This window comes from Stenotrophomonas sp. TD3 (assembly GCF_001939825.1).
Classification (GTDB): domain Bacteria; phylum Pseudomonadota; class Gammaproteobacteria; order Xanthomonadales; family Xanthomonadaceae; genus Stenotrophomonas.
The window spans coordinates 1,489,375-1,505,288 of record NZ_MOYM01000001.1 but is presented as its reverse complement, the minus strand read 5'-3'; the positions used below and the strand labels follow the sequence as shown (position 1 = coordinate 1,505,288).

General features: G+C 62.4%; 26 protein-coding genes. All 26 read left to right on the top strand.

Translation table 11 applies throughout. The features are described from left to right. The first annotated feature begins 45 nt into the window (after positions 1–45). The 26 genes from rpsL to secY all read left to right on the top strand — a co-directional run bounded on the left by rpsL (position 46) and on the right by secY (position 15,642). Positions 46–420 (top strand): 30S ribosomal protein S12, encoded by a 375-nt coding sequence (gene rpsL, locus BKE09_RS07160; protein ID WP_004145320.1) that lies wholly within the window; start codon positions 46–48, stop codon positions 418–420. A 12-nt stretch (positions 421–432) separates the two neighbouring features. Then, complete coding sequence (gene rpsG / locus BKE09_RS07155) at positions 433–906, top strand: 30S ribosomal protein S7 (RefSeq protein WP_004145321.1); 474 nt, start codon at positions 433–435, stop codon at positions 904–906. Between the two features lie 141 nt (positions 907–1,047). Further along, the gene (gene fusA / locus BKE09_RS07150; protein WP_075675280.1) at positions 1,048–3,189 is read left to right on the top strand and encodes an elongation factor G; all 2,142 of its coding nucleotides are present in this window, start codon (positions 1,048–1,050) and stop codon (positions 3,187–3,189) included. 51 nt (positions 3,190–3,240) lie between these two features. Then, positions 3,241–4,431 (top strand): elongation factor Tu, encoded by a 1,191-nt coding sequence (tuf, locus tag BKE09_RS07145; protein ID WP_004154360.1) that lies wholly within the window; start codon positions 3,241–3,243, stop codon positions 4,429–4,431. A 332-nt stretch (positions 4,432–4,763) separates the two neighbouring features. Then, positions 4,764–5,075 carry a 30S ribosomal protein S10 gene (gene rpsJ / locus BKE09_RS07140; protein WP_005408208.1) on the top strand — a complete coding sequence of 104 codons (312 nt, stop codon included), beginning with the start codon at positions 4,764–4,766 and terminating at the stop codon, positions 5,073–5,075. 11 nt (positions 5,076–5,086) lie between these two features. Beyond that, a complete protein-coding gene (gene rplC, locus BKE09_RS07135) occupies positions 5,087–5,737 on the top strand; it encodes a 50S ribosomal protein L3 (protein ID WP_004145336.1) in 651 nt (216 codons plus the stop codon). A gap of 12 nt (positions 5,738–5,749) precedes the next feature. Beyond that, complete coding sequence (rplD, locus tag BKE09_RS07130; RefSeq protein WP_004145337.1) at positions 5,750–6,355, top strand: 50S ribosomal protein L4; 606 nt, start codon at positions 5,750–5,752, stop codon at positions 6,353–6,355. Next, positions 6,352–6,651 (top strand): 50S ribosomal protein L23, encoded by a 300-nt coding sequence (gene rplW / locus BKE09_RS07125; RefSeq protein WP_004145338.1) that lies wholly within the window; start codon positions 6,352–6,354, stop codon positions 6,649–6,651. Before rplD ends, rplW begins: the two co-directional genes overlap by 4 nt. Positions 6,652–6,661: 10 nt before the next feature. Further along, positions 6,662–7,489, top strand: coding sequence for a 50S ribosomal protein L2 (gene rplB / locus BKE09_RS07120; RefSeq protein WP_004145339.1), 828 nt, complete (start codon positions 6,662–6,664; stop codon positions 7,487–7,489). 6 nt (positions 7,490–7,495) lie between these two features. Next, a complete protein-coding gene (rpsS, locus tag BKE09_RS07115) occupies positions 7,496–7,765 on the top strand; it encodes a 30S ribosomal protein S19 (protein ID WP_004154485.1) in 270 nt (89 codons plus the stop codon). A gap of 12 nt (positions 7,766–7,777) precedes the next feature. After that, positions 7,778–8,113: a 50S ribosomal protein L22 gene (rplV, locus tag BKE09_RS07110; RefSeq protein WP_004145348.1), complete on the top strand. Its 336-nt coding sequence runs from the start codon at positions 7,778–7,780 to the stop codon at positions 8,111–8,113. An 18-nt stretch (positions 8,114–8,131) separates the two neighbouring features. Beyond that, positions 8,132–8,866, top strand: a complete 735-nt coding sequence (rpsC, locus tag BKE09_RS07105) for a 30S ribosomal protein S3 (RefSeq protein WP_075675279.1) — start codon at positions 8,132–8,134, stop codon at positions 8,864–8,866. Positions 8,867–8,871: 5 nt separating this feature from the next. Next, positions 8,872–9,285, top strand: a complete 414-nt coding sequence (gene rplP, locus BKE09_RS07100) for a 50S ribosomal protein L16 (RefSeq protein ID WP_004154486.1) — start codon at positions 8,872–8,874, stop codon at positions 9,283–9,285. Next, positions 9,285–9,470 (top strand): 50S ribosomal protein L29, encoded by a 186-nt coding sequence (gene rpmC / locus BKE09_RS07095; protein WP_004154487.1) that lies wholly within the window; start codon positions 9,285–9,287, stop codon positions 9,468–9,470. Before rplP ends, rpmC begins: the two co-directional genes overlap by 1 nt. A gap of 11 nt (positions 9,471–9,481) precedes the next feature. Continuing rightward, complete coding sequence (gene rpsQ, locus BKE09_RS07090; protein ID WP_004154489.1) at positions 9,482–9,751, top strand: 30S ribosomal protein S17; 270 nt, start codon at positions 9,482–9,484, stop codon at positions 9,749–9,751. 12 nt (positions 9,752–9,763) lie between these two features. Next, positions 9,764–10,132 carry a 50S ribosomal protein L14 gene (gene rplN, locus BKE09_RS07085; RefSeq protein WP_010483978.1) on the top strand — a complete coding sequence of 123 codons (369 nt, stop codon included), beginning with the start codon at positions 9,764–9,766 and terminating at the stop codon, positions 10,130–10,132. A 16-nt stretch (positions 10,133–10,148) separates the two neighbouring features. Beyond that, positions 10,149–10,466 carry a 50S ribosomal protein L24 gene (gene rplX, locus BKE09_RS07080; protein ID WP_004154490.1) on the top strand — a complete coding sequence of 106 codons (318 nt, stop codon included), beginning with the start codon at positions 10,149–10,151 and terminating at the stop codon, positions 10,464–10,466. An 11-nt stretch (positions 10,467–10,477) separates the two neighbouring features. Beyond that, the gene (gene rplE / locus BKE09_RS07075; protein ID WP_004154491.1) at positions 10,478–11,020 is read left to right on the top strand and encodes a 50S ribosomal protein L5; all 543 of its coding nucleotides are present in this window, start codon (positions 10,478–10,480) and stop codon (positions 11,018–11,020) included. An 18-nt stretch (positions 11,021–11,038) separates the two neighbouring features. Then, complete coding sequence (rpsN, locus tag BKE09_RS07070; RefSeq protein WP_075675278.1) at positions 11,039–11,344, top strand: 30S ribosomal protein S14; 306 nt, start codon at positions 11,039–11,041, stop codon at positions 11,342–11,344. A gap of 258 nt (positions 11,345–11,602) precedes the next feature. Further along, the gene (gene rpsH / locus BKE09_RS07065; protein WP_005408210.1) at positions 11,603–12,001 is read left to right on the top strand and encodes a 30S ribosomal protein S8; all 399 of its coding nucleotides are present in this window, start codon (positions 11,603–11,605) and stop codon (positions 11,999–12,001) included. A gap of 18 nt (positions 12,002–12,019) precedes the next feature. Then, positions 12,020–12,544, top strand: coding sequence for a 50S ribosomal protein L6 (rplF, locus tag BKE09_RS07060; protein ID WP_075675277.1), 525 nt, complete (start codon positions 12,020–12,022; stop codon positions 12,542–12,544). Positions 12,545–12,575: 31 nt separating this feature from the next. After that, positions 12,576–12,929: a 50S ribosomal protein L18 gene (gene rplR, locus BKE09_RS07055; protein ID WP_005408212.1), complete on the top strand. Its 354-nt coding sequence runs from the start codon at positions 12,576–12,578 to the stop codon at positions 12,927–12,929. Between the two features lie 161 nt (positions 12,930–13,090). Beyond that, entirely contained in the window at positions 13,091–13,633 is a 543-nt protein-coding gene (gene rpsE, locus BKE09_RS07050) for a 30S ribosomal protein S5 (protein ID WP_004154496.1), read from the top strand. Next, complete coding sequence (rpmD, locus tag BKE09_RS07045) at positions 13,626–13,817, top strand: 50S ribosomal protein L30 (RefSeq protein WP_004154497.1); 192 nt, start codon at positions 13,626–13,628, stop codon at positions 13,815–13,817. The genes rpsE and rpmD overlap by 8 nt, the downstream gene beginning before the upstream one ends. A gap of 6 nt (positions 13,818–13,823) precedes the next feature. Further along, positions 13,824–14,267, top strand: coding sequence for a 50S ribosomal protein L15 (gene rplO / locus BKE09_RS07040; RefSeq protein WP_004154498.1), 444 nt, complete (start codon positions 13,824–13,826; stop codon positions 14,265–14,267). Between the two features lie 7 nt (positions 14,268–14,274). Next, the gene (gene secY / locus BKE09_RS07035; RefSeq protein WP_049446762.1) at positions 14,275–15,642 is read left to right on the top strand and encodes a preprotein translocase subunit SecY; all 1,368 of its coding nucleotides are present in this window, start codon (positions 14,275–14,277) and stop codon (positions 15,640–15,642) included. The last annotated feature ends 272 nt before the right edge of the window (positions 15,643–15,914 follow it).

Sequence of the window (15,914 nt, the reverse complement as noted above, 5' to 3'; positions counted from 1 at the left end):
CATCTCTGGTCGGATTTTCCGGCCACCAATCAGAAGAACCTACTGATGGCGACGATCAACCAGCTGGTCCGCAAGCCGCGGCAAGCGACCACCTACAAGAGTGCCTCGCCGGCGCTCGACAAGTGCCCGCAGCGCCGTGGCGTCTGCACCCGTGTCTACACCACCACTCCGAAGAAGCCGAACTCGGCTCTGCGCAAGGTTGCCAAGGTCCGCCTGACCAACCAGGAAGAAGTGATTTCCTACATCGGTGGTGAAGGCCACAACCTGCAGGAGCACTCCGTGGTCCTGATCCGCGGCGGTCGCGTCAAGGACCTGCCGGGTGTGCGTTACCACACCGTTCGTGGCTCGCTCGACGCCGCCGGCGTTGCCAAGCGTCGCCAGGCCCGTTCCAAGTACGGCGCCAAGCGTCCGAAGGCATAAGGAGAGAGCACTATGTCGCGTAAGGGTAATACTCCGCAGCGTTCCGTCCTGCCCGATCCGAAGCACGGAAGCGAAACCATCGCCCGCTTCATCAACATGGTCATGCAGAGCGGCAAGAAGTCCGTCGCCGAAAAGATCGTGTACGGCGCCATGGACGTGATCACCGAGAAGAACAGCAGCGCCAACGCCATTGAACTGGTGCAGAAGGCTCTGGACAACGTCGCTCCGGCGGTCGAAGTCAAGTCACGCCGCGTCGGTGGTGCCACCTACCAGGTGCCGGTCGAAGTGCGTTCGTCGCGCAAGATGGCTCTGGCCATGCGCTGGCTGATCGACTCCGCGCGCAAGCGTGGTGAGAACACCATGCCGAAGAAGCTGGCTGCTGAACTGATCGACGCCTCGGAAAACCGTGGTGGCGCCATCAAGAAGCGCGAAGAAACCCACCGCATGGCCGAAGCCAACAAGGCATTCGCCCACTACCGCTGGTGAGTTTGACGGCCTTGTAAAACAGGCAGGGCAGCACCACTTCGGTGCGTGCTGCCTCGCGGTCCCAGAAGGACTGCGCCAATCCGAAGGCCGCCGAAAGGCGGCGTTCGGCCATCCGAAATCCAAGAAATCTGAGAGGCTCCCGTGGCCCGTTCCACTCCCATCGAGCGTTACCGTAACTTCGGCATCATGGCTCACATCGATGCCGGCAAGACCACCACGTCCGAGCGCATCCTGTTCTACACCGGCAAGAGCCACAAGATCGGTGAAGTGCACGACGGCGCCGCCACCATGGACTGGATGGAGCAGGAGCAGGAGCGTGGCATCACGATCCAGTCCGCTGCCACCACCGCGTTCTGGAAGGGCATGGACAAGTCCCTGCCGGAGCACCGCTTCAACATCATCGACACCCCCGGGCACGTCGACTTCACCATCGAAGTGGAGCGCTCGCTGCGCGTGCTCGACGGTGCCGTCTTCGTCCTGTGTGCCGTCGGTGGCGTGCAGCCGCAGTCGGAAACCGTGTGGCGCCAGGCCAACCGCTACAAGGTGCCGCGCATTGCGTTCGTCAACAAGATGGACCGCACCGGTGCCAACTTCTACAAGGTCCGTGACCAGCTGAAGGCCAAGCTCGGCGCCGTCGCCGTGCCGATGCAGCTGCCGATCGGCGCCGAAGACGGCTTCAAGGGCGTCGTCGACCTGCTGAAGATGAAGGCCATCCATTGGGATGAAGCCTCGCAGGGCATGAAGTTCGAGTACGGCGAAATCCCGGCCGACCTGCAGGAAAAGGCTGAAGAAGCCCGTACCTACATGATCGAAACCGCGGCTGAAGCCAGCGAAGAGCTGATGGAAAAGTACCTGGGCGGCGAAGAGCTGGCCGAGGCTGAAATCATCAACGCGCTGCGTACCCGCACCCTGGCCACCGAAATCGTTCCGATGTACTGCGGTTCGGCGTTCAAGAACAAGGGCGTGCAGGCCATGCTGGACGGCGTGATCCAGCTGCTGCCGTCGCCGGTCGATGTGCCGGACGTGACCGGTACCGACGTGGACGACGAAAACGTCGCCATGACCCGCAAGTCCGACGACAAGGCCCCGTTCTCGTCGCTGGCCTTCAAGATCATCACCGATCCGTTCGTCGGCGCGCTGACCTTCTTCCGTGTCTACTCGGGCACCCTGAACGGTGGTGACACCGTGCTGAACTCGGTGAAGGGCAAGAAGGAGCGCATCGGCCGCATCCTGCAGATGCACTCGAACAACCGTGAAGAAATCAAGGAAGTTCTGGCCGGTGACATCGCCGCTGCCGTGGGCCTGAAGGACACCACCACCGGTGACACCCTGTGCTCGATCGACCAGCCGATCATCCTGGAGCGCATGACGTTCCCGGAGCCGGTGATCTCGATGGCCGTCGAACCGAAGACCAAGTCGGACCAGGAAAAGATGGGTCTGGCCCTGGGTCGCCTGGCGCAGGAAGATCCGTCGTTCCGCGTCAAGACCGACGAAGAATCCGGCCAGACCATCATCTCGGGCATGGGCGAGCTGCACCTGGACATCATCGTCGACCGCCTGAAGCGCGAGTTCAACGTTGAAGCCAACGTCGGCGCGCCGCAGGTTGCGTACCGCGAAACCATCACCCTGGCTGACGTCAAGTCGGACTACAAGCACGCCAAGCAGTCCGGTGGTAAGGGTCAGTACGGTCACGTCGTGATCGAGCTGTCGCCGATCACCGCTGAAGACCGTGCCGATCCGAAGCTGGCTCCGGCCATCAAGGACGACTTCCTGTTCATCAACGACATCACCGGCGGCGTGATCCCGAAGGAATTCATTCCGTCGGTTGAAAAGGGCCTGCGCGAAACCATCACCAGCGGTCCGCTGGCTGGCTTCCCGGTCGTGGACGTCAAGGTGAAGCTGGTGTTCGGTTCGTACCACGACGTCGACTCCTCGGAAATGGCGTTCAAGCTGGCTTCGTCGATGGCCTTCAAGCAGGGCTTCGCCAAGGCCAAGCCGGTGCTGCTGGAGCCGATCATGAAGGTCGAGATCGTGACCCCGGAGGATTACCAGGGTGACGTGATGGGCGACGTCAGCCGTCGTCGCGGCGTGCTGCAGGGTTCCGACACCACCGGTGACGGCTCCGCTTCGATCATCAACGCGATGATCCCGCTGGGTGAAATGTTCGGCTACGCCACTGCGCTGCGTTCGCAGACCCAGGGCCGTGCCACCTTCACCATGGAATTCGACCACTACGAGCCGGCGCCGAACAACATCGCCGAAGCCGTCATGAAGAAGGGCTGAGCCTCGCTCAGCCTCTCCTGAAAACCACTTACAAAATCAAGGTATAGAACAATGGCAAAGGGTAAGTTCGAGCGCACCAAGCCGCACGTCAACGTCGGCACCATCGGTCACGTCGATCACGGCAAGACCACGCTGACCGCCGCACTGACCAAGATCGGTGCCGAGCGCTTCGGTGGCGAGTTCAAGGACTACTCCTCGATCGACGCCGCGCCGGAAGAAAAGGCTCGTGGTATCACGATCTCGACCGCGCACGTCGAATACGAATCCCCGGTCCGTCACTACGCCCATGTCGATTGCCCGGGCCACGCTGACTACGTCAAGAACATGATCACCGGTGCCGCCCAGATGGACGGCGCGATCCTGGTGTGCTCGGCCGCTGACGGCCCGATGCCGCAGACCCGTGAGCACATCCTGCTGTCGCGTCAGGTCGGCGTGCCGTACATCGTCGTGTTCCTGAACAAGGCCGACATGGTTGACGACGCCGAGCTGCTCGAGCTGGTCGAGATGGAAGTGCGCGAGCTGCTGAGCAAGTACGACTTCCCGGGCGACGACACCCCGATCATCGCCGGTTCGGCCCGTCTGGCGCTGGAAGGCGACCAGAGCGACATCGGCGTGCCGGCCATCCTGAAGCTGGTCGACGCCCTGGACAGCTGGATCCCGGAGCCGGAGCGTGCGATCGACAAGCCGTTCCTGATGCCGGTGGAAGACGTGTTCTCGATCTCGGGCCGCGGCACCGTGGTGACCGGTCGTATCGAGCGTGGCGTGATCAAGGTTGGCGACGAAATCGAAATCGTCGGCATCCGTCCGGTGCAGAAGACCACCGTGACCGGCGTTGAAATGTTCCGCAAGCTGCTGGACCAGGGTCAGGCAGGCGACAACGCTGGCCTGCTGCTGCGCGGCACCAAGCGTGACGACGTCGAGCGTGGCCAGGTGCTGGCCAAGCCGGGTTCGATCAAGCCGCACACCAAGTTCGAAGGCGAAGTCTACGTCCTGTCGAAGGACGAGGGCGGCCGCCACACCCCGTTCTTCAACGGCTACCGTCCGCAGTTCTACTTCCGCACCACCGACATCACCGGCGCAGCTGCTCTGCCGGAAGGCGTCGAAATGGTGATGCCGGGTGACAACGTCAAGATGGTCGTCACCCTGATCAACCCGGTGGCAATGGACGAAGGCCTGCGCTTCGCCATCCGCGAAGGCGGCCGTACCGTCGGCGCCGGCGTGGTCTCGAAGATCATCGAGTAATCTGGTAGTATCTGCGCCCCGATGTTGCCTGGGTAGGGCATCGGGGCGTATCAAATGGGAAAGCAGGCACAGGATGTGCCTTGTGTTCCCCGGACCAGGAAGGGTCAATGCCATTCAGGCGGCGTCAACAGGCGACTGTTGACAGCTGCCTTGCGTGCCATTATGCTTCTACGTCTGGGCAGGCCGGGAAACTGGTCTGCCTACGTTTTTGAGGTCTATGGATTGACCTTGGCGGCCTGCAGGAGTGCGGGCCGTCTGTATTCAGGAATTTCATGGGACAAAGCAACCCAGAGGCTTTGTCTGTCGCTCTTTTAACGAAGGAACCTACCGCCATGGCGGACCAAAAGATCCGGATCCGGCTGAAAGCGTTCGATCATCGTCTGATCGACCGTTCGGCCAGCGAGATCGTTGAAACGGCAAAGCGGACCGGCGCGCAAGTGCGTGGCCCGATCCCGCTGCCGACCAAGATCGAGCGTTACACCGTTCTCGTCTCCCCGCACGTCGACAAGGACGCGCGTGACCAGTACGAGACCCGCACGCACAAGCGCGTGCTCGATATCGTTGACCCGAATGACAAGACCGTGGACGCGCTGATGAAGCTCGAACTGGCTGCCGGCGTCGACGTTCAGATCAAGCTGACCTGAGGACTACGACCATGACGAAGAAGTATTCGTTGGGCTTCGTGGGCCGCAAGGCTGGCATGAGCCGCGTGTTCACTGAAGATGGCCGCTCCATCCCGGTGACCCTGATCGAAGCAACCCCGAACCGCATCGCGCAGATCAAGACCGTCGAAACCGACGGCTACAGCGCCGTGCAGGTGACCGTCGGCGCGCGTCGCGCTGCCCTGGTCAACAAGCCGGAAGCCGGCCACTTCGCCAAGGCGAAGGTGGAAGCGGGTCGTGGCCTGTGGGAATTCCGCGTTGAAGACGCGCAGCTCGGCGATTTCGCCGTCGGCGGCGAAGTCAAGGCGGACATCTTCGAAGTCGGCCAGATCGTCGACGTCCAGGGTGTCACCAAGGGTAAGGGCTTCCAGGGCACCATCAAGCGCCACAACTTCCGTATGGGCGATGCAACCCACGGTAACTCGCTGTCGCATCGCGCGCCGGGTTCGCTGGGTCAGCGCCAGACCCCGGGTCGCGTTTTCCCGGGCAAGAAGATGTCGGGCCACATGGGCGCGGTGCAGCAGAGCACCCAGAACCTGGAAGTGGTCAAGGTCGACGTCGAGCGCGGTCTGATCGCCGTTCGCGGCGCCGTTCCGGGCGCGGCGGGTGGCGACGTGATCGTCCGTCCGGCGAGCAAGGCATAAGGAGAGATGACGATGGAACTCGTTATCACGGGTAGCAACAACAAGGTCTCGGTCTCCGACGCCGTGTTCGGTCGTGATTTCAGCGAAGATCTGGTCCACCAGGTCGTCGTTGCCTACCGCAACGCCGGTCGCGCCGGCACCAAGGCACAGAAGACTCGCTCCGAAGTGGCTGGTACCACCAAGAAGTCGAAGAAGCAGAAGGGCGGCGGCGCGCGTCATGGCGCACTGACGGCTCCGATCTTCGTCGGCGGCGGTGTCACCTTCGCGGCCAAGCCGCGCAGCTTCGAGCAGAAGGTCAATCGTAAGCAGTACCGTGCCGCCATGTGCGCGATCCTGTCCGAGCTGAACCGTCAGGGCCGTCTGACCATCGTGGAGTCCTTCGATGTCGAAGTGACCAACACGAAGGGTCTGATCGCCAAGCTGGCCGGCCTGGAAGTGGGCAAGCGCCCGCTGATCGTCACCGAAGAAGCGTCCGAGCACCTGTACCTGTCCGCCCGCAATCTGCCGTACGTGCAGGTGCGTGACGTCCAGGGTCTGGATCCGGTCTCGCTGGTTGGTGCCGACACGGTCGTCATCACCGCTGACGCGGTCAAGAAGGTCGAGGAGTGGCTGGCATGAACAGCAACGAAAAAATCTTCAGCGTGCTGCGTGCCCCGCGTGTCTCCGAAAAGACCGCGCGCCTGCAGGAACTCTCCAATCAGTATGTCTTCGAAGTTTCGAACGAAGCCACCAAGGCCGATGTAAAGGCCGCGGTTGAGCAGCTGTTCGACGTCAAGGTCGAAGCCGTCAACGTGGTCAACGTCAAGGGCAAGAACAAGTCCTTCCGTAACCGTGCTGGCCGCCGCGGCGATTGGCGCAAGGCGTACGTTCGCCTGGCCGACGGCCAGTCGATCGATGTAACGGCCAAGGCCTGAGGTACATCCCATGCCATTGATGAAATTCAAGCCCACCTCCCCCGGCCGCCGTTCGGCCGTGCGCGTGGTCACCCCCGACCTGCACAAGGGTGCTCCGCACGCCGCACTGGTCGAGTCGCAGAGCCGCTCGGGTGGTCGTAACCACCATGGCCGCATCACCGTGCGTCACGTCGGTGGTGGTGCCAAGCAGCACTACCGCATCATCGACTTCAAGCGCAACAAGCTGGGCATTCCGGCGCGCGTGGAACGCATCGAATACGATCCGAACCGCACCGCCCACATCGCTCTGCTGTGCTACGTCGACGGTGAGCGTCGCTACATCATCGCCCCGAAGGGCCTGAAGGCTGGTGATCAGGTGATCGCTGGTTCGGACGCCCCGATCAAGGCCGGCAACACCCTGCCGCTGCGCAACATCCCGGTCGGCACCACCATTCACTGCATCGAACTGAAGCCGGGCAAGGGCGCTCAGATCGCTCGCGCCGCTGGTGCGGCCGTGCAGCTGGTGGCTCGCGAAGGCATCTACGCCACCCTGCGCCTGCGCTCGGGTGAAATGCGTAAGGTTCCGGTCGAGTGCTGCGCCACCATCGGCGAAGTCGGCAACGACGAGCACAGCCTGGAAAAGCTGGGCAAGGCCGGTGCCAAGCGTTGGCGCGGCGTCCGCCCGACCGTTCGTGGTGCTGCCATGAACCCGGTTGACCACCCGCACGGTGGTGGTGAGGCGAAGGCCGGCCAGGGTAATCCGCATCCGGTCACCCCGTGGGGTGTCCCGACCAAGGGTTACAAGACGCGCCATAACAAGCGCACTCAGCAGTTCATCGTCCGCGATCGTAGGGGCTAATCGACCATGGCACGTTCACTCAAGAAGGGCCCGTTCGTCGATCACCACCTCGTCAAGAAGGTGGAGGCCGCTGCGGGCAGCAAGAAGCCGATCAAGACCTGGTCGCGCCGTTCGATGATCCTGCCTGACATGGTAGGCGTCACCATTGCCGTGCATAACGGCAAGAACCACATCCCGGTTCTCGTCAACGAGAACATGGTCGGCCACAAGCTCGGCGAATTTGCCATCACCCGGACCTTCAAGGGTCACGGTGGTGACAAGAAGTCGGGCAAGTAAGGAGAGATGACAATGGAAGCGAAAGCCATCCTGCGCACTGCGCGCATCTCCCCGCAGAAGGCTCGTCTGGTCGCTGACCAGGTGCGCGGTCTGCCGGCCGAGCGTGCGGTCAACCTGCTGAAGTTCTCGGACAAGAAGGCTGCCCACCTGATCAAGAAGGTGGTGGAGTCGGCAATTGCCAACGCCGAGAACAACCAGGGCGCTGACGTCGACGAGCTGAAGGTTCAGACCATCATGGTTGATGAAGGTCCGACCCTGAAGCGTTTCATGGCGCGGGCGAAAGGCCGCGGTACCCGCATCCTCAAGCGCACCAGCCACATCACTGTGGTTGTGGGCGCCGCCAAGTAAGCGGATAAGGAAAAGACCATGGGTCATAAAGTTCATCCGATTGGTATCCGCCTCGGCATTTCCAAGGGCTGGAACTCCAAGTGGTACGCCAACAAGGCCGAGTTCGCTGGTTACCTGGCAGCCGACCTGAAAGTGCGCGAAATGCTGCGCAAGAAGCTGGCTCAGGCCGGCATCAGCAAGATCCTGATCGAGCGTCCGGCCAAGACCGCTCGCGTGACGATCCACACCGCCCGTCCGGGCGTGGTGATCGGCAAGCGCGGTGAGGACATCGAGAAGCTGCGCAAGGAAGTGAGCGAGATGATGGGCGTCCCGGCGCACATCAACGTCACCGAAGTGCGCAAGCCGGAACTGGACGCGCAGCTCGTTGCCGAGTCGATCGCCCAGCAGCTGGAGCGTCGCATCATGTTCCGCCGCGCAATGAAGCGCTCGGTCGGCAACGCGATGCGCCTGGGTGCCCTGGGCATCAAGGTCAACGTTGGTGGCCGCCTCAACGGTGCAGAAATCGCCCGTTCGGAGTGGTACCGCGAAGGCCGCGTGCCGCTGCACACCCTGCGTGCCGACATCGACTATGGCTTCGCTGAAGCCAAGACGACCTACGGCATCATCGGCATCAAGGTCTGGATCTACAAGGGCGAGGTCTTCGATTTCTCCCAGGTTGGCCAGGAAAAGCAGGACGACACCCCGTCGCGCAACGATCGTCACGATCGCGGCGACCGTGGTGACCGTCAGCGCCCGGCCCGTGAAGCGAGGTAACGACAATGTTGCAACCCAAGCGAACCAAGTACCGCAAGGTACACAAGGGCCGTAACGATGGCCTGAGCTGGAGCGCCAACGCTGTCAGCTTCGGCGAATACGGCCTGAAGGCAACCGCACACGGTCAGCTGACCGCGCGTCAGATCGAAGCGGCCCGCCGCTCGATCAGCCGCTACGTCAAGCGCGGCGGCAAGATGTGGATCCGCGTGTTCCCCGACAAGCCCATCACCAAGAAGCCCATCGAAGTCCGAATGGGTTCTGGTAAGGGTAACGTGGAATACTGGGTGGCCCAGATCCAGCCCGGCCGCATGATCTATGAAATCGAGGGTGTTTCCGAGGAAGTGGCTCGCGAGGCGTTCCGCCTGGCCGCCGCCAAGCTCTCGGTCACCACCACTTTCGTGACCCGTACGGTGCGCTGATGGATATCAAAACTCTCCGTGAAAAGTCGGCTGACGAACTCAAGGCCCACCTGATCGACCTGCGTAAGGAACAGTTCTCTGTCCGTATGCAGCAGGTCACCGGCCAGCTGCCGAAGACCCACGACATTCGCCGGGTCCGTCGCGAGATTGCTCGCGTCAAGACCCTGCTCGGCAGCACGAAGTAAGGATGGCCGCTATGAGCGACAATACTGAAAAGAAGACGCTGCGCACGGTCGAAGGCCGTGTCGTCAGCAACAAGATGGACAAGACGGTTACCGTCCTGGTTGAGCGTCAGGTCAAGCACGCGCTGTACGGCAAGTACATCAAGCGCTCGACGAAGCTGCACGCCCACGATGCCGACAACGCCTGCAAGGAAGGCGATGTCGTCCGCGTGACCGAGATTGCTCCGATGTCCAAGACCAAGAACTGGCGCGTGGTGGAAGTCATCACGCGTGCGGCTGAATAAGGAGTCTGAATCATGATCCAGATGCAGAGCTACCTTGACGTCGCGGACAATTCGGGTGCCAAGCAGGTGATGTGCTTCAAGGTGCTGGGTGGTTCCAAGCGCCGTTACGCCGGCATCGGCGACATCATCAAGGTCACCGTGAAGGATGCGATTCCGCGCGGCAAGGTCAAGAAGGGTGAAGTGTATGACGCCGTCGTGGTGCGTACCCGCAAGGGTGTGCGTCGCGCCGACGGTTCGCTGATCCGCTTCGACGGCAACGCTGCCGTCCTGCTGAACAACAAGCAGGAGCCGATCGGTACCCGTATCTTCGGGCCGGTGACCCGTGAACTTCGTTCGGAGAAGTTCATGAAGATCGTCTCGCTCGCTCCCGAAGTGCTGTGAGCGACAGGAGATAATCATGGCTAACCGTATCAAGAAGGGCGACCAGGTTGTCGTCAACGCTGGCAAGGACAAGGGCAAGCAGGGCGAAGTCGTCCGCGTCGATGGCGACCGCGTGGTCGTCGCCAACGTGAACATCGTCAAGCGCCACACCAAGCCGAACCCGCAGGCAGGTGTTGCCGGCGGCGTGGTCGAGCGCGAAGCTTCGATCCATATCTCCAACGTGAATGTTCTGAACCCGGCTTCGGGCAAGGGCGAACGCGTTGGCTTCAAGGTGCTGGAGGATGGACGCAAACTGCGTGTGTTCCGCTCCAGCGGTGAGGCGCTCGACGCCTGAGGAATGAGAAGATGAGTTCCCGTCTCGAAAAGTTCTACAAGGACGAAGTGGTGCCGGCGCTGATGAAGCAGTTCGGCTACACCAATCCGATGGAAGTGCCGAAGCTGGTCAAGGTCACCCTGAACATGGGTGTCGGCGAAGCGGCCACCAACAAGAAGATCCTGGAAAACGCCGTCGGCGACATGACCAAGATTTCCGGCCAGAAGCCGGTTGTCACCAAGTCGCGTGTGTCGGTTGCGTCGTTCAAGATCCGCGATGGTTGGCCGATCGGCTGCAAGACCACGCTGCGTCGCCACAAGATGTACGAGTTCCTGGATCGCCTGATCAACATCTCGCTGCCGCGCGTGCGCGACTTCCGTGGTGTTTCCGGTCGTTCCTTCGACGGCCGCGGCAACTTCAACATGGGTGTGAAGGAGCAGATCATCTTCCCGGAAATCGACTTCGACGCCGTCGACGCGATCCGCGGTATGGATATCGCCATCACCACCACTGCGAAGACCGACGCGGAAGCGAAGGCGCTGCTGGCAGCGTTCAAGTTCCCGTTCCGTAACTGATCTGTCGAGGAAACCGAAATGGCAAAGACCTCCATGGTCAACCGCGACATCAAGCGGGAAAAGCTGGCAAAGAAGTACGCTGAAAAGCGTGCGGCTCTGAAGAAGATCGTGTCCTCCGTGGACGCGACCTACGAAGAGAAGATCGACGCCGCAACCAAGCTGTCCAAGCTGCCGCGCGATTCGTCGCCGAGCCGCCAGCGCAACCGTTGCGAACTGTCGGGTCGTCCGCGTGGCGTCTACAGCAAGTTCGGCCTCGGCCGTAACAAGCTGCGCGAAGCCACCATGCGTGGCGACGTCCCGGGTCTGCGCAAGGCCAGCTGGTAATCCCAGCCGGCCCTGCGATCAGCAGCCCCTGTGGGGGCCGCTGAACCGGGGAGGGGGGCGTTCAGCTTCCTTTCTGTGAAAAAACCCGAAGAGCCCGACGCAAGTCGGGCTCTTTTGGCGTATACTCCCGCGTCTTGCCCTGTGCAGACGGGGTTGTAGGAGTGGGCCCTCGGCCCGCTGCATCAAGGGACCTGGCCCGTTTCCAGGAGACAACAGATTTTCGCGAAAGCGGATATCGGTGCACTCAAAGGTACTCATATGAGCATGACTGATCCCATCGCCGACCTGCTGGTCCGCATCAAGAATGCGGCCGCGGTTGGCAAGCAGACGGTGAAAGCCCCGTCGTCCAAGATCAAGGTTGCGATCGCCCAGGTCCTGAAGGACGAGGGTTACATCACCGACCTGCGCGTGACCCAGCTGGAAAACAACAAGTCCGAGCTGGAAATCGTGCTGAAGTATTTCGAAGGCAAGCCGGTCATCGCGACCCTGAAGCGCTTCTCGCGTTCGGGCCTGCGCCAGTACCGCGGCAAGAGCGAGCTGCCGAAGGTCATGAATGGCCTGGGTATCTCCATCATTTCCACCTCCAAGGGCATCATGACTGATGCGCAGGCGCGCCAGCTGGGCGTCGGCGGCGAAGTCCTGTGCTTCGTGGCCTAAGGCGAAAGGAGTAGAACTATGTCCCGCGTAGCCAAGAAGCCCGTCACCCTGGGTAAGGTCGAACTGAACGTCCAGTCGGAAAGCATCACCGTCAAGGGCCCGAAGGGCACCCTGTCGCTGGTCAAGCCGGCCGGTATTGCCATCAACGTCGACAGCGGCGTTGCCACCCTGAGCACCGAGAGCGCCGACCTGGTCGCGCTGACCGGTACCGTGCGTGCGATCCTGGCCAACATGGTCAAGGGCGTGTCCGAAGGCTTCGAGCGCAAGCTGGAGCTGGTCGGCGTGGGTTACCGTGCTGCCATGCAGGGCAAGGACCTGAGCCTGTCGCTCGGTTTCTCGCACCCGGTCGTGTTCGTGGCGCCGGAAGGCATCACCATCACCACCCCGACCCAGACCGAGATCCTGGTCCAGGGCGCTGACAAGCAGGTCGTCGGTGAAGTTGCCGCCAAGATCCGTGCGTTCCGCAAGCCGGAGCCGTACAAGGGCAAGGGCGTGAAGTACTCCGACGAAGTCATCATCCGTAAGGAAGCCAAGAAGGCCTAATAGGCGCTTCCGCTTTCAAGGGAAAAACATCATGAACAAGAACATCGCCCGCCTGCGTCGCGCCAAGTCGACCCGCGCCCACATCCGTGAGCTCGGCGTCGCCCGCCTGTCGGTGCTGCGCACCGGCCAGCACCTGTACGCCCAGGTCTTCACCGCCGACGGTTCCAAGGTGCTGGCTGCTGCCAACACCACCCAGACCGACGTCATGGAAGGCCTGAAGAACGGCAAGAACGCCGATGCCGCTGCCAAGGTTGGCCGCATCGTCGCTGAGCGCGCCAAGGCCGCCGGCGTCGAGAAGGTTGCCTTCGATCGTTCGGGTTACCGCTACCACGGCCGCATCAAGGCCCTGGCAGAAGCCGCCCGCGAAGCCGGCCTGCAGTTCTAAGGGATAAGGGCAGGGGGCCGATGGCCTCCTGCCCGCCTGCTCGCCAGCCTGAGTGAGGCTGGACGGCGCCGCTCTTCTGCAGCGGTCCACCGGAACGACGCGTCACTCCACAACCATAAGCGGCCCCGAGCCGTACATACCCAAACAACCAAGGAATCAACATGGCAGAAGAGCGTCAGCAGCGGGGTCGCGATCGCGACCGTAACCGCGAAGAGAAGATCGACGACGGCATGATCGAAAAGCTGGTCGCGGTCAACCGCGTCAGCAAGACCGTCAAGGGTGGCCGCCAGTTCACCTTCACCGCCCTGACCGTTGTCGGCGACGGCGAAGGCAAGGTCGGTTTCGGTTATGGCAAGGCCCGCGAAGTGCCGGTCGCCATCCAGAAGTCGATGGAACAGGCCCGCAAGAACCTGGTCAGCGTTGACCTGAACAACGGCACCCTGTGGCACACCATCAAGGATGGTCACGGCGCAGCCCGCGTGTTCATGCAGCCGGCTTCGGAAGGTACCGGCGTCATCGCCGGCGGTGCCATGCGCGCCGTGCTGGAAGCCGTTGGCGTGAAGAACGTGCTGGCCAAGGCCACCGGTTCGCGCAACCCGATCAACCTGGTGCGTGCCACCGTGAAGGGCCTGGCTGCTGCGCAGTCGCCGGCTCGCATCGCGGCCAAGCGCGGCAAGAAGGTGGAGGAACTCAACCATGGCTAATGAGTCCAACAAGACTGTGAAGGTCCGCCTGGTGCGTGGCCTGCGTGGTACTCAGTCGCGTCACCGCCTGTCGGTGCGTGCTCTGGGCCTGAACAAGCTCAACGATGTGCGTGAACTGAAGGACAGCCCGCAGGTTCGCGGTCTGATCAACACCGTTCACTACCTCGTCAAGGTTGAGGAGTAATCGATCATGACTCTGCGTCTCAATGAACTGAGCCCGGCACCGGGCGCCCGCACCGAGCGCACCCGCGTCGGTCGCGGTATCGGCTCGGGCCTGGGCAAGACTGCCGGCCGCGGCCACAAGGGTTCGTTCGCCCGTAAGGGTGGCGGCAAGATCAAGGCTGGCTTCGAAGGCGGCCAGACCCCCATGCAGCGTCGTCTGCCGAAGATCGGCTTCCGTTCGCCGATCGCCAAGGACACCGCTGAAGTGCTGCTGTACGCGCTGGACAAGCTGCCGGCCGGTGAGATCGACTTCGCCGCCCTGCGTGCTGCCAAGCTGGTCCCGAGCACTGCCAAGAAGGCCAAGGTCGTCGTCAAGGGCGAAGTGACCAAGGCGTTCACCCTGAAGGGTATTGCTGCCACGGCTGGTGCCAAGGCCGCGATCGAAGCTGCCGGCGGCAGCGTAACGGAGTAAGAAAATCATGGCGCAAGCTGGCATCGGTAACCTCGCGGGCGGAATGGGCAAGTTCACTGAACTTCGCCAACGTTTGCTGTTCGTCGTCGGGGCTTTGATCGTCTATCGCATCGGCTGCTACGTGCCGGTGCCGGGCGTCAATCCCGATGCCATGCTTGCCATGATGCAAACGCAGGGCGGCGGCATCGTGGACATGTTCAACATGTTCTCGGGCGGCGCCCTGCACCGTTTCAGCATCTTCGCGCTGAACGTGATGCCGTACATCTCGGCATCGATCGTGATGCAGCTGGCCGTGCACATCTTCCCCGCCCTGAAGGCGATGCAGAAGGAAGGTGAGTCCGGTCGCCGCAAGATCACCCAGTATTCGCGCATCGGCGCCGTGCTGCTGGCAGTGGTGCAGGGCGGCTCGATCGCGCTGGCCCTGCAGGGCCAGGTCTCGCCGTCGGGCGCTCCGGTCGTGTATGCGCCGGGCATGGGCTTCGTGCTCACTGCCGTGGTCGCACTGACCGCCGGCACCATGTTCCTGATGTGGGTCGGTGAGCAGGTCACCGAGCGCGGCATCGGCAACGGCGTGTCGCTGATCATCTTCGCCGGTATCGTGGCGGGCCTGCCGGGTGCGGTCATCCACACCTTCGACGCCTACCGCGACGGCAACATCCAGTTCATCCAGCTGCTGCTGATCGCCATCGTCGTGCTCGCCTTCACCTTCTTCGTGGTGTTCGTCGAGCGTGGCCAGCGCCGGATCACGGTGAATTACGCGCGCCGCCAGGGCGGTCGCAACGCGTACATGAACCAGACCTCGTTCCTGCCGCTGAAGCTCAACATGGCCGGCGTCATCCCTGCGATCTTCGCCTCGAGCCTGCTGGCCTTCCCGGCCACCCTGGCCATGTGGTCCGGCCAGGCCGCCAACCAGAGCAGTTTCGGCCAGATCCTGCAGAAGGTCGCCAACGCCCTGGGCCCGGGCGAGCCGCTGCACATGATCGTGTTCGCTGCGCTGATTACCGGTTTCGCGTTCTTCTATACCGCGCTGGTGTTCAACTCGCAGGAAACCGCCGACAACCTGAAGAAGTCCGGCGCGCTGATTCCGGGCATCCGTCCGGGCAAGGCGACCGCCGACTACATCGACGGCGTGCTGACCCGCCTGACCGCGGCTGGCTCGGCGTACCTGGTGATCGTCTGCCTGCTGCCGGAACTGATGCGCACGCAGCTGAACGCCTCGTTCTACTTCGGTGGTACTTCGCTGCTGATCGTGGTGGTGGTGGTGATGGATTTCATCGCCCAGGTGCAGGCGCACCTGATGTCCCACCAGTACGAGAGCCTGCTGAAGAAGGCCAACCTGAAGGGTGGCAACCGCGGCGGTTTTGCCCGCGGCTGATAGGTCTGTTATACTTTCGTCTTCCTGACGTGATGGTCCCTCCGCTTCGCGGACTCCGGCCACACAAACGAAGGGCGGCCCCCGCAGCGGTTCCGGGTGGGGGTGTGATGAGGTGGTCCCGCGCTGGAGTAGCGCGGGCGGCCCCGGGGGAACCCCCTGGTCCAACCCCATCCGGCGCCGGAGCCTGGGCACACTCCCCAGGCCGGGTTCATGAAACCAATGGTTTCACGGGCTTCCATGTAAACCGGAACCTTGTTAGTATCGCTAGTTCA